The sequence below is a fragment of the Mariprofundus sp. EBB-1 genome, assembly GCF_003665155.1.
Lineage (GTDB): Bacteria > Pseudomonadota > Zetaproteobacteria > Mariprofundales > Mariprofundaceae > Mariprofundus.
Window position 1 is genome coordinate 70,897 of record NZ_RCFQ01000012.1, and the last position, 13,502, is coordinate 84,398.

11 protein-coding genes are annotated in these 13,502 nt (G+C 46.6%); 1 reads left to right on the top strand and 10 read right to left on the bottom strand.

Features of this window, described 5'->3' with window-relative positions; translation table 11 throughout:
* Positions 1-7: 7 nt before the first annotated feature.
* The 8 genes from D8Y20_RS06970 to D8Y20_RS07005 form a co-directional block, all read right to left on the bottom strand.
* On the bottom strand, positions 8-718 hold the full coding sequence (locus D8Y20_RS06970; protein WP_121542317.1) for a diaminopimelate epimerase: 711 nt from the start codon (positions 716-718) through the stop codon (positions 8-10).
* A gap of 97 nt (positions 719-815) precedes the next feature.
* On the bottom strand, positions 816-1,205 hold the full coding sequence (queF, locus tag D8Y20_RS06975; RefSeq protein WP_121542318.1) for a preQ(1) synthase: 390 nt from the start codon (positions 1,203-1,205) through the stop codon (positions 816-818).
* Complete coding sequence (gene dapE / locus D8Y20_RS06980; protein ID WP_121542319.1) at positions 1,202-2,353, bottom strand: succinyl-diaminopimelate desuccinylase; 1,152 nt, start codon at positions 2,351-2,353, stop codon at positions 1,202-1,204. Before dapE ends, queF begins: the two co-directional genes overlap by 4 nt.
* Positions 2,354-2,363: 10 nt before the next feature.
* On the bottom strand, positions 2,364-3,317 hold the full coding sequence (locus D8Y20_RS06985; protein ID WP_236075317.1) for an acetyl-CoA carboxylase carboxyltransferase subunit alpha: 954 nt from the start codon (positions 3,315-3,317) through the stop codon (positions 2,364-2,366).
* Positions 3,318-3,383: 66 nt separating this feature from the next.
* Complete coding sequence (dnaE, locus tag D8Y20_RS06990) at positions 3,384-6,890, bottom strand: DNA polymerase III subunit alpha (protein ID WP_121542321.1); 3,507 nt, start codon at positions 6,888-6,890, stop codon at positions 3,384-3,386.
* Positions 6,891-6,991: 101 nt separating this feature from the next.
* Entirely contained in the window at positions 6,992-7,531 is a 540-nt protein-coding gene (gene orn / locus D8Y20_RS06995) for an oligoribonuclease (protein ID WP_121542322.1), read from the bottom strand.
* Between the two features lie 9 nt (positions 7,532-7,540).
* The gene (locus tag D8Y20_RS07000) at positions 7,541-8,710 is read right to left on the bottom strand and encodes a 4-phosphoerythronate dehydrogenase (protein WP_121542323.1); all 1,170 of its coding nucleotides are present in this window, start codon (positions 8,708-8,710) and stop codon (positions 7,541-7,543) included.
* Positions 8,711-8,796: 86 nt separating this feature from the next.
* On the bottom strand, positions 8,797-9,960 hold the full coding sequence (locus tag D8Y20_RS07005) for an aminotransferase class I/II-fold pyridoxal phosphate-dependent enzyme (protein WP_236075318.1): 1,164 nt from the start codon (positions 9,958-9,960) through the stop codon (positions 8,797-8,799).
* A 382-nt stretch (positions 9,961-10,342) separates the two neighbouring features.
* On the opposite strand from D8Y20_RS07005, the gene D8Y20_RS07010 reads away from it, so the two are divergent.
* Positions 10,343-10,648 (top strand): hypothetical protein, encoded by a 306-nt coding sequence (locus tag D8Y20_RS07010; protein WP_121542324.1) that lies wholly within the window; start codon positions 10,343-10,345, stop codon positions 10,646-10,648.
* A 76-nt stretch (positions 10,649-10,724) separates the two neighbouring features.
* Here D8Y20_RS07010 and D8Y20_RS07015 read toward each other — a convergent pair whose 3' ends face one another.
* Both D8Y20_RS07015 and D8Y20_RS13915 read right to left on the bottom strand, forming a co-directional pair.
* Positions 10,725-12,281 (bottom strand): ATP-binding protein, encoded by a 1,557-nt coding sequence (locus D8Y20_RS07015; protein WP_121542325.1) that lies wholly within the window; start codon positions 12,279-12,281, stop codon positions 10,725-10,727.
* 455 nt (positions 12,282-12,736) lie between these two features.
* Positions 12,737-12,865, bottom strand: coding sequence for a hypothetical protein (locus D8Y20_RS13915; protein ID WP_255418412.1), 129 nt, complete (start codon positions 12,863-12,865; stop codon positions 12,737-12,739).
* Positions 12,866-13,502: the final 637 nt, after the last annotated feature.

The window sequence follows — 13,502 nt, forward strand, 5'->3', positions numbered from 1 at the left end:
GCTCCTCTTAATCGAGGACGAACATCCCTTCAAAGGTTTGTGCAACAGGTCCTTCCAGCATGATATTTTTCGGACAGCCGGTAACCGTAACCGTGCCACCCGGCATTTCGATGGTCAGTGGACGCACTTCACCTTCCGCATGCCAGATCGCAGCCGCAGTAGCACAAGCCCCTGTGCCACAAGCCAGCGTACGGCCAGCACCACGTTCAATAATATCAACATAGATGTGACTGGCGACCTGACCGGTAACAATTTCAACATTACGATCTGATGGAAACGTTTCAATCGCTTCAAAAAATACACTGTGTGTATTACCGATATCAATATCGACATGGGCATCGGTAGAAGCAGTAACCGTAGCGGCTCCCATATCGACACAGATACCATTAATGGTCGCTTCCACGTGCACTTCACGATCAGCCAGTGCAATGGAAACACACTCTTTGCCAAGCTGCTTCATCAGCAATTGCCCAACACAGCGCAAGCCATTGCCGCAATTGGCTGCCTCAGAACCATCGCTATTAAAAATACGCAGGTACGCATCAGTAGTGTCTGATTTTTCGAGCACAAGCAGCTGATCACAACCGATACCATAACGGCGCTCGGTAATACGGCGTACAAATGCCACGTTTAGCAGTGGCAGCTCAGCGGTCAGACCGTTCAGAATGATAAAATCATTACCCTGAGCCTGCATTTTGGTAAACGGGACCTGTTTCATAATTATTCCACCACAGAGACACAAAGACGCAAAGAAGCACAACGATGATAATACTTCGTGCCTTCGTGCCTTTGTTGTTTAACTGTTATTTTGTTCATTATTTTTTATGTTCCACTTCAACAGTGGTGTAAACACCACCGCGCACATTAAAGACCGCCTGCACTTTCAAATAACGCGGATCGAGCAGCTTAATCAGGTCATCAGCAATCATATTGGTAACTTTTTCATGGAAGTGACCTTCATCGCGGAAGCTCCAGTAATACAACTTGAGCGATTTAAGCTCTACACAACACTGATCGGGCACATAATCCAGTTTGATTTCAGCAAAATCCGGCTGGCCCGTTTTAGGGCACAGGCAGGTAAACTCAGGAGAGTCGATACGAATATGATAGTCGCGTTCCGGATTCGGGTTATCAAACACCTCCAACTCTTTTTCCGGGTAATTCATCTGTGCACCCAGCGCCTCATTGTTAGTTGAACCAGTCATGCTTGAACCTCGAAGTTTTCAATAATTTCACTATATATATGCGTCAGCGTTTCCAATTCAGCAATAGCAACCTGCTCGCCAATTTGATGAATGGTGCTATTGGTTGTGCCAAGTTCTGCTACTGCAACGCCAGCTGCCGCCAAAAAGCGACCATCGGAGGTGCCCCCGCCTGTATCGCGCACAGCCTCAATGCCGGTCACCTGCTTGATGCTGTTGCAAACCAGGTCAAGGAATGGGCCATCCGGTGTAGAGAATGCGATGGCAACATGATCAAAATCCAACGTTGTTTCACTGCCTGCACATGCCGCTTCGACAGCAGCCTTGATCGCATCAAAATCATTGGCCGGATTATAGCGAATATCAACCAGCGCTTCGCAGCTACCGGGGATCACATTGGTTGCTCCCGTGCCGCCGTTCACATTGGTAATCTGACAACTGGTAGCCGGAAAACCCTGTGCCGGTTCTCCCCACTCAATAGCGGCAACATTGGCAAGGGCGGGGGCGGCATGGTGAATAGCGTTATCAGCGTCCTGCGGATAAGCTGAATGCCCCTGTTTACCATGGAATGTAATACGCACCTGCACCACACCACGACGGCCACGGCGAATCGTATCACCGACCTGTTCTGCACAGGACGGTTCACCAACAATCACTGCATCGGGCAAACAATCATGCGCCTGCATATATTCCATGATGCGGATAGTGCCATCGACAGACTCACCCTCTTCATCCGAGGTGATTAGCATTTGCACGGTTGGAATCGGTGTATATTCACCACATAAGCCAGCCACAGCAGCAATCCAGCATGCCACGCCACCTTTCATATCCTGTGCGCCACGGCCATGCAGCACGCCATTTTCAATCACGGCATCAAACGGAGGATGCGGCCACTGATCAACAGGACCGGTCGGCACCACATCAGTATGCCCGGCAAAAGCGATGGTGCCGTTTAATTCACCCATACGGGTATAAATACTGTTGGTAATGCCACCAACATCCACCTGCGTACGCACAAATCCGAGTGGTGCCAGCAGTGTAGCAATATAATTCTGACAACCACCATCATCCGGTGTGACTGATTCGCGCTGAATCAGTTTAACGGCAATATTGGTAGCTATATTGGATGGCGCGGCGGTGGCGGAAGACATATATAGAGGCTTAACTAAACTGGCCCAGATTACGCAAACGTGTATCACGCTCAGCAAGCAATTGATCCAGTGGCATTGCAATTAATGTATTCAATGTGTTGTCGAGTGATTCTGCCAACAGATCGGCTGCACCTTTAGCATTGCGATGTGCGCCATCACGCGGTTCAGGAATAATGGCGTCGATCAAGCCGAGTTTCAACAGGTCTGCAGCGGTAGGTTTCAATGCTTCAGCAGCTTCCGGGGCAAACGCCTTGTCACGCCACAAAATGGCCGCACAACCTTCCGGAGAGATGACAGAATAGGTGGAAAACTGCTGCATATACAGACGGTCGCCCACACCAATAGCCAACGCACCGCCGGAACCACCTTCTCCTATAACGGTACAGATAACAGGCACTTTCAAACCGGCCAGTTCCTGTAGATTGCGTGCAATCGCTTCACTCTGTCCTCGCTCTTCTGCATCAATACCCGGCCAGGCACCGGCGGTATCAATAAAGGTCAACACAGGCATATCAAAGCGTTCGGCCAGCCTAAACAGGCGTAGTGCTTTGCGATAACCTTCAGGACGCGGCATACCAAAGTTACGTTTTAGCTTCTCTTTCGTATCGCGACCTTTCTGATGGCCAACAACCATCACAGATTTACCACGGAAATTTGCAATACCACCAACAATCGCACCATCATCAGAAAAGGCACGATCGCCATGCAATTCCTGAAAATCATCAAAAATCATGGGAATATAATCCAGGATGTAGGGACGATCAGGGTGGCGGGACAGCTGGCAAATCTGAGAACGTGTCGCATTGCTATAGATCTCTTCAATGAGCTTATTACGTTTTTCATTCAAGCGCTCAACCTCTTCAGCGATATTCACGCCGGAGTCAGAGCCCATATTTGATAAATCATCAATCTTTGATGTCAGTTCAGCAATGGGGCGTTCAAATTCCAAATAACTATAAGCCACGTTGTTCTCCTTGTTAGGCATTCCTTAGCCTATCTATCCAAGCATCTCTCGCGCCAAGGCGAGCAATCACTTGTTGGACCAGTTGCCTCGTTTGGCCTGCTGCTTACGTGCCGGCTGCCACGGTTTACACTGTAAATGCACCGATTCAGGTGAAAAGCGCGCATCCAATTGCGCCTTCACATCATCATCCCATTTAATGCACGGTCCGGTCTGTAAGAGGGCAAGACTAGCGTCGGGAAGCCGTACATGGAATGAAAGACGTGCTTTTCCATGTTGAGCGGCCGCTTTCAGGCGTGCCAATGTCACCTCATCCCAGGCAATACTGGCCGCAGAAATCTGAATTTCACTGACCAATTCAGGTAAAATAATCTGCAACGATGTAATCGCCTCAGCCACCAGTGTCGGTTCATCACCTCTGGACTTATCCACCCGAACAGCGACCAATAGCGGTTCATCTGCCGCCAATAACTCGGCGGCCTCACTGTAGAGATCCGCAAAGCAGACCATTTCCGCCTGCCCATGCAAATCCTCGAGCTGCACAAAAGCCATCGTGCCACGGCCACCATGATAGGGGCGAATACTGGAAACACCTACCGCAACCACAATCTGAGCACCATCTTCACGCTCGCTAAGCTGGCTCAGATTGCAATCACCAAGGCCTGATGCTCGTCCCAAAAAGGATTCCAACGGATGGCCGGTCAAATAGAAACCAAGCACATCACGCTCAGCCTGCAAAATATCACCCGCACCCCACATTTCAGTCAGCGGGAAACCCTGATTGTTTTCAGGCTCGACCATGGCAAACAGAGCCGATTGATTGGATGCAAACTCTTTACGTTTCTTGCTCAATTTCTCCATCGTCTCAGCAAGACCTTCCAGGGCTGCACTCTGATGCGGAATCAACCCGTTCAACGCACCGGCTTTAATCATACCTTCCAAAATACGTTTGTTCAGCGTGCGCGATGGTGCTCGCATGATCAGTGCTTCAAAATCATCAAAAACACCATTATTGATACGTTCCTCAACAACAGCCCTGACCGCAGCCTCACCCACCCCTTTAATGGCACCAAGCCCATAACGAATCGCATCATCTTCAGGCCTGAACTCCCATTCCGACGCGTTGATGTGAGGAGGCAGCATCTCAATACCCATATTGCGACAATCGGTCACCAGCGAGGCAATTTTATCCGTATTACCCATATCACAGGAGCAAGTTGCAGCCATAAATGCATGCGGATAATGCGTCTTCAGATAGGCTGTCTGATAGGAGATCAGTGCATATGCGGCCGAATGCGATTTATTGAATCCATAACCTGCAAACTTCTCCATCAAATCGAATATCTGCTCAGCTTTATCGAGGTCTATCTTCTGCTTTTCGGCCCCTTCCATGAAAAACTTGCGCTGAATAGCCATCTCTTCCGGCTTTTTCTTACCCATCGCTCGACGCAACATATCCGCCTGACCGAGTGTAAATCCAGCCAGCACCTGAGCGATCTGCATCACCTGTTCCTGATACAGAATAACCCCGTTGGTCTCCTGCAGAATAGGTTTGAGTTGCGGCAACAGGTAAACAATCTCCTGGGTGCCATGTTTACAGGCGATAAAAGTATCCACCATGCCTGATTCCAACGGGCCGGGACGATACAGCGCCACCAGCGCAATAATATCTTCAAAACAGTCAGGCAACAGTCGCGTCAACAGATCACGCATGCCTGATGATTCCACCTGAAACACCGCTCCGGTCTGACCGCGCTGCATCAGTTTGAAAGTAGGCTCGTCATGCATCGGAATCGTGGTGATATCAAAACTTTGTGCTTCAGGACGCGGATCGAATTGTTTGATCAATTTACAGGCAATGTCGATAACGGTCAGTGTTTTCAAGCCAAGGAAATCGAATTTCACCAATCCGACTTTCTCACTATTGCCCATATCCCACTGGACCACTTTCCCTTCTTCACCAGCCACTTTGAACAACGGAGCAGTATCGGTCAGGTCCCTACTGGCAATAATTACACCGGCAGCGTGTTTACCAGCATTTCGGTGTTTGCCTTCCAGACGCCGGGCCAGATCAAACAAACGCGCCACTTCATCATCTTTATCGAGCATCTCAGCAAGTTTCGGCTCTTCAACCAGTGCTTTTTCCAGCGTCATTTTCATATCGGTAGGAATCAGCTTGGCAATCGTATTGACCTTAGCCAGATCCATCGCCAATACACGTCCTACATCACGCACCACCGCTTTGGCTTTCATCGAACCATAGGTGATGATCTGAGCAACTTTTTCCTCACCATACTTTTGCGTCACATAACGAATCACCTCTTCACGGCGTGACATGCAGAAATCGATATCGAAATCGGGCATGGATACACGTTCGGGATTCAAAAAACGCTCGAACAGCAGGCCATATTTGATCGGATCAAGGTCAGTAATTTTCAGCACATAAGCGACCAACGAACCGGCACCAGAACCACGCCCGGGACCTACGGGAATGCCCTGATTCTTGGCCCACAAAATAAAGTCCGATACGATCAGGAAATAACCGGGGAATTTCATTTCCACGATAATATCCAACTCGAAATTCAAACGTTTATTATAGACCTCACGATCAGCATCCGGCTCTCCGGCAAGAATTGTCGGCCAGCGCAGATCCAAACCTTCATGGGCTTGTTGACGCATATAATCAGACAGATCCATATCACCGGGAGTCTTGAAATCAGGCAGTTGATAATGCCCGAATTGCAAGTCCACATTGCAGCGATTGGCGATATGCATGGTGTTTTCCAACGCTTCCGGCACATCGGCAAACAGTTCGGCCATCTCTTCATATGATTTGAGATAATATTCCGGTGTAAAATGACCGGAAACATCGTCATTCAAGGTACGGTTTTGCTGCAAGGCCAACATCGCTTCAAAGGATTGGAAATCCTCTCGCTGCGGAAAATGGGAGTTATTACTCGCCACCAGTGGAATATCCAGTGCATGCGCCATTTCAATGACCTGGCGGTTCACATCTTCCTGACCAGATGCTCCATGCCGCTGCAACTCCAGAAAGAAACAGTTTTCATGAAACATCTCTTTATAGGCCAGTGCTGCTTCCTTTGCCCCCTGTCGATCACCCTTTTGCAAATGTTTTTCTACTTCGCCACTCCAGCCGGAAGAGAGTGCAATCAAGCCATCGGCATGTTCAGCCAAAAACGCCTTGCCTACGCGTGGTTTATAATAAAAACCTTCCATAAAAGAGACAGAAATAAGTTTAAGCAGATTTTTCCAGCCCTTATTGTTGCGCGCCAACAGCACCAATTGCGGAAACTGCGGCCCTCTGGGGCCCTCTGCTACACGTATTGTATGATCTTCACAGATATACACTTCACAGCCCAGAATCGGCTTGACCCCCAAACGCATGGCTTTGGAATAAAACTCAATGGCACCAAACAGGTTACCGTAATCGGTCAACGCAATGGCAGGCTGTTTGTGTTCAACAGCCTTTTTAAGCAATCCATCTATCGACGTGGTTGCTCCCAATAGAGAGAAATCAGAGTGGTTGTGAAGATGGGAGAATGGAGCAAAGCGCATGCCGCGATCTTACCCTCAGGCATAAGCTTTTGCATCACTCAGGAAGAGTGTTTTTATTCAGAGCTGCTTTTGAGGAGATGCTGAATAATCAGCACTTCCTATTAACGGAACAGGTGCTGCCTGTACCAAACCAACTCTTCGATAGATTCACGAATATCTACCAGTGCCATATGCACTGCCTGCTTACGCGGCGGTCGCATTCGGGGATACCAGCGGCGGGAGAGCTCTTTGATCGTGCTCACATCGATATTGCGATAGTGCAGATAGGCTTCCAACTCAGGCATATAAGGCACCATAAAGCGTCGATCCTGATGCACCGAGTTACCACATAACGGCGAAGTGCCCTCAGGGACATACCGGCGTATAAAATCTAAAGTCTGAAGCTCAGCATCACGCATAGAAATCTCTGACCTTTTCACTCTGGCCGTTAAACCGGATTGACCATGATGGGTGGTATTCCATTCATCCATCGCATCAAGCATGGCATCAGGCTGGTGAATCGCCAGACAGGGACCTTCATCCACAATATTCAACTCGCTATCGGTAATGATCGTGGCGATTTCGATAATGGTCTCTTTTTCAGGATCCAGCCCTGTCATCTCAAGATCCATCCAAACCAGGTTATCTTTTGAAATAGTCATCAGCACACGCTATACAATTTTTATACCAATGGCATCTGCCATTTGCAGCGTCTGACTGTCAGCATCTGAAATAGATAACGGCGCATGCTGCCAGCTTCGTCTGGCCGGATAGTTTCGACGATAGGCAACAAATGCTAGTGCCAAATCATCGGGGAGCAGATCTGCCCATGACTGCATGGCAGCATGATCATCGCTAATCGGATACAGTGCCGAGACTGCAGCATGCAAGGTGTGCCACATGTCATCACCAGCAGAGAGCTCTACAACGGCAGGAAAATCAGGCAATACAGCATGCATATCCCACGCTGGTTTGATCTCCAGATATTTACACAGCGCATTATAAACAGACTGCGTATTGGCAGCCTTGCCTTCGACCGAGTGCCCCGCGATGTGTGGTGTCGCAATAGCCATGCCGGCATGCTTGATCAAACGGGCCAACGGTTTCGGTTCATCCTCCCAGCAATCCATCACGGCAAAACGGCCATCACCCTGATCCAGCCAGTCGCACAGAGCTGCACTATCCACACAACTGCCACGCGCAGCATTTATGATTCCCACACCGCTGAATGCTTGTAGTTCCCTATCAGATAACAGATGCACGGTGTTGTCCTCTCCAGAACGAATCAACGGAGTATGTATAGTGAGAATATCGGCCTGCATGAGCACTTCATCCAGGCTACAAAACTGATCATCGCCCTCCTGCCGCGCCCTGGGAGGATCATTCAGCAATACCTTCATACCCAAGGAGGTGCACAATTCAGCCAATGCGCCACCAATACGCCCTGCTCCAATGATGCCAATTGCACTCTGCGGGATATTGATACGACCCTGTTGATGTAAATCAAGCAGAGCCGCCATCATATATTCTAATACGGAACCGGTAGAAGAACCGGCCGCATTGGCCCATGCAATACCCTGCGCATCCAGCCACGCTTTATCATAATGATCATCACCGATGGTGGCAGTCGCTGCAAAACGCACACGACTGCTCTGCAATAGATCAGCATTGACTCGTGTTGCCGAACGGGTCAACAGGATATCGGCATCACGCACACGCTCAGCCGTGATCTGTCTATTTTCCAACACCTGTAAATTCACATCATGGCCCGGCAAGGTGGAAAAAGCTGACTGAACAGACCATATATGCGCATCAGCAACAATGTTTAGCTTAGATTTCATGTGTACTTTCTCCCCACAACCCTTTTCAACAACGTTTTAACAAGCGCATCTGATGCATCAAAACATACCGCTTTGCAGCTTCCTCACTACAAGGCCGCAGCATGATGCGTCTCCTGCAAATAGACCTTCATACGGTGCAACCCCTCACGGATATCTGTCAGACTGGCGGCATAAGAGAATCGCACATGGGTATTGCATCGGTACAGCCCAAAATCCTCACCCGGCGTAATCGCCACCCCGGCCTGCTCCAACATATGCCAACATAAGGTACGCGCATCATCGGTAATGCGACTCACATTGGCATACAGATAAAAAGCACCTTGCGGCTCCACCACGATATCAAAACCAAGTTCGGGCAATGCCTCCAATAACAGCTTACGCCGCTCATCATAAGCAAGCCGCATGGCTTCAGTGTGCATATCGCACTGCAAAGCCGTGAGAGCAACCTGCTGGGATAAGGTTGGCGCCGCAATAAAGATATTCTGCATCACACGCCGACAGGCATCGATAAGAGCCTCCGGCACAATCACCCAGCCAATGCGCCAGCCGGTCATCGCCCAGCGTTTGGAAAAACCATTGACCACAATAGCGCTATCATCAAATTCAAGCGCACAACGAGCTTTCACACCGTAGGTCAGGCCGTGATACAGCTCATCAGAAATCAGATAACCACCCCGTTGCCGACAACGGTGTGTCAACGCTTCTAGCACATCATCATCCAGCAGCGTACCGGTAGGATTTGATGGATTAATCACCACTGCTGCCCGTGTCCTATTCGTCCAGTGTTCTTGAATCATAGCCTCAGAAAACTGATACTTACTCTCCGGCCCCACCGGAATATTGATCGGTTCACCACCGGCCAAGCGAATAAAGTTACGCTGACAGGGGTAGCCAGGGTCAGGCAACAGCACCGATTCACCGGCCTCCAGCAGCACCGCATAAAGCAGACTGAAGGCTCCGGAGGTGCCTGGCGTGATGAGAATACGTTGTGCGTCCACATCCACGCCATACTCTTTTTTATACCAGTCAGACAATGCCTGCTGAAGCTGAGGGTTACCGGTAGATGGCGTATAGAAATTATCACCAAGATCCAATTGCTTATGGGCCGCTTCGATTACCGGAGCAGGTGTTGGGAAATCAGGCTCACCAATCTCCATATGAATAATCTTACGACCCTCGGCTTCCAGCTCCTTAGCCCGCTCAAGCAATTGCATTACCCGAAAGGGTTCAATGGTATCTATTCTGCGCATCAGCAAATGATAGCCACGTTCAGGTATAAATGCTGCTTGTACTCTTTTGAGGGACAAAAAAACCGTACAGACTCCTTGATTTATTGAGAAAAAATATCAACGGGAATAGAGGCACTTGCCTCTTTCATAAGTAAATACAATCAGGTCGAAAGTGCTTTTCACGCGGATACATTGCGCCAATCACCATATTTACGCCCATCAACAGAGTTGTTTCCCCTTCTTTCCCTCGATTGAGCCGAATCGCGAAGCCTAAAAGACCAGTGACTAACAAGATCCAAACGCCATATAGATAGATTATATGCTCAAAGTGTCGATTATAGACTATGCTTAAAACAAATTAGTCAAACAGACTATCGCCACACTTCACCCCAGGGGTTTCATTATGAGCAACAACTTTTCCAGCAACATTGAATCACTACTAAAGAAGCTATATCGGCAATCTCATGCCACTGGTTTAGAAGATAAGAAGCAGCAAGACTTCATTCGTGGTTATATGGCGGCAGGCTTACAGAATGGCTTGATAGATAAAGCTACACTGGAGAGGATTATTGATTCTGCCCACCATGATGTGTTTGGCATGAGCATTTCAGAGAAGCATTACGAAAAGATGATTAGTGGTGAAAATACTACCTTCTACGATACTCCGACACTCATTAGGAATGGGGTTAAGCTTGATCAACCAAAATAGATGGAACAAAGGGGAAATGGCAACCCCATGGCTTAATTCTACATATTACGACTGATGCAGATCGTAGTTTAAAACATCAGTTCAGAAGAGACTTAATTTTTTGGCTAAGCTCAACAAAATCAAATGGCTTCAACATGATTTTTGTTTTCTCACTCAGGAGAGCCTCATCGACTGAAGAATCCTGGTAACCTGTGATAAACATAAATGGCATGTTTGGTTTAATGCCCCTGATTTTCGCCATTACCTCTTGTCCGTTTAGTTTTGGCATAGCTATATCACTTATCACAAGATCAACATTATCTTGCTCTTGCTCAAACAGTTCAACGCCCTCTTTGCCATCGAATGCAATAAATGTGGCGTAACCAAGCTCCTTAAGCACCTCAGAAAGCATCTCACTGATTGAGCGATTATCGTCTATGATTAAAATTGAAGCATCTTTGGATGCAACCACTGGAGTGAGTATAGCATGTTGTTTTTCAAGCATGGGCATAGAATTAGAGACTGGTAAAAATATTTGAAACATTGCACCTTTGTCTTCAATACTACTTACAGAAATGTCCCCACCATGTTTTTTAATTATCCCAAAAGAAGTAGACAGACCCAGCCCTGTACCTTCTCCTTGTGGTTTCGTTGTGAAAAACGGGTCAAAGACTCGATGAATATTATTTTCTGAAATACCTTTACCTGTATCGCGAACCTTGATGCAGACAAACGAGTCGGCATTATTGCGATTCATTGAGCATTGCTTCATTTTGCAATTAAATCCGGAACAGTTCGCGGTAGAAATGCTTATTGAACCTTCAGAAGCTCCAATAGCATGTGTTGCATTATTAATAATGTTTAGAAGCGTTTGTTCTATCTGACTTTTCACGCCATGTATCAGAAAATTATTTTTCGATTCATTTAATCTGATTGATATTTTTTCAGGAACTGTGATTTTAGCAATTTGCACTATCTCACGTGTTATATCTCCAAGCTTAAAATTCTCAAACTGAATTTCGTGATGGCGGGCATAAATGAGTAGCTGCCTAATAATACTCGCAGCCTTCTTACTTAGAGAGTTGATTGATTCAATTCTGGCAACGCCACTTTCTGATAATGATTCATTCCTGGAAATTAAATATGCCTGACCAGTTATCCCCGCGAGTACATTATTAAAATTATGAGCTATACCACTCACCATTTCGCCTAATGCTTCCATCTTTTGAGATTGCTCAAGTTTAAGCGCTTGGCTTTCAACTTCAGTTAAATCTTGCATGGAAGCACATATGTATTGTTCGCCATCTATTTCTGTAGGATTAAGGGCAATCGCTACCGGGAATGCTGTGCCATCTTTTCGTAACGCAGTGAATCGTCGGCCTTGATTCGTCACACGTTTAAGTTCCTCTGGCATATCCATATAGCTCGAACGATGATTAATATGAGCATGCCGAATGGCTTCTGGTAAGAGTGTTTCAACGGCTAAACCTTCCAATTCTTTATTGGAATAACCAAGCATTGAGCATATAGCATTATTGCAAAATTCAATTGCACCCTTTTGATTGATAACAATCACACCATCAATCGTCGAATTTAATATACTAAGATACTTCATTGTTTCAATTTCTTCATAGAAAAAATCTCTACCACACAAACATGACACCCATAAGACAATTATGGTTAATCTAGCCCATGACGGCCTGCAAAATACAGCCCATCAGCATTTTGTTTGCGTCAATGCGAGGCTATTTAGTTTTAGCAGTAGATAGTTCCACTTCCGATTTTTGGGAGAATGCCTAACGCAAAAGACCCGCGTGACATTAAGTCACACCGGTTTTTTAGGTAAAAGCCTAACGCAAAAAGCCTAACGCAAAAAGCCAGCGTGACATTGAGTCACACTGGCTTTTTTTGTTGGTACGAGAACTGTACCCTAATAGATACACTAAACTACTGTTTATATTGAATATAGTTCCATTGTAATTTTCACCGTACCACACAATATACCCCACCAAACAGGGGCGCTTGGCCTCTTTTCCTAAGCAAATATAATCAAGTGAATTATTCGATGAAAGAACTTTTCACACGGATATTTTGCGCAGATCACAATACTTACGCCCAAGAATTAAAATCAAAAGCTTTCTGGTTACGCTTCTTTCCTTGATAGAGCCGAATAGCGAAGGCTAAAAGGCCAATGGCTACCAAGATTACAAAGCCCATAAAGATATTTTCTGCGTTCATGAAATTTATTATAGACTGTTTTTTAAATATGTTGCTTGAAACTACTGATTAAGCGGTAAATTTGGGCATGTTTTTAAAACACTCATTTTGCATGCATAAAAGATTCACTGCCCCAACGGTCTTTTGATACTTGTTCTGTAGGGATTTGATCCCCCCACCTTATCAAACCTTAGCAAAGGTACTGTGAGAGCATTCCGGCTGTAGGTAATTCAGGCCGCACGATCGCGCTATTCGCTAAATTTTTTTAAACAGTTTACGCAATAGAAAAGGCCGATAACTTTTACTCAGGAGCAGCCCGAGGTGTTACCGACCAAGAACGGAGGATAACAGAACATAGCAATGGTCGCTTATTTTTGACCTGCTATTGCAGTGATACATGATTAATCTGTTATTTTTCTATTTTCAACTATGCTTAAAGTTACAATGAATGAACAAACGATATTAATAATAGCAGTAATCATCATATTACTTTTAGTATTCCAAAGGTGGTTTTGGCTTCTTGTGTTTGGCATAGGCGGGCTCGCAAGCCTATTTGCCATGATCGCAAGCATTATTCATTTTCAGATATTGGGAGCATTGGGTTTTTTTGCTCTTATGATTGTTTGTTTAGGATTTTTTGGAGCGCTTTCTGAATAGT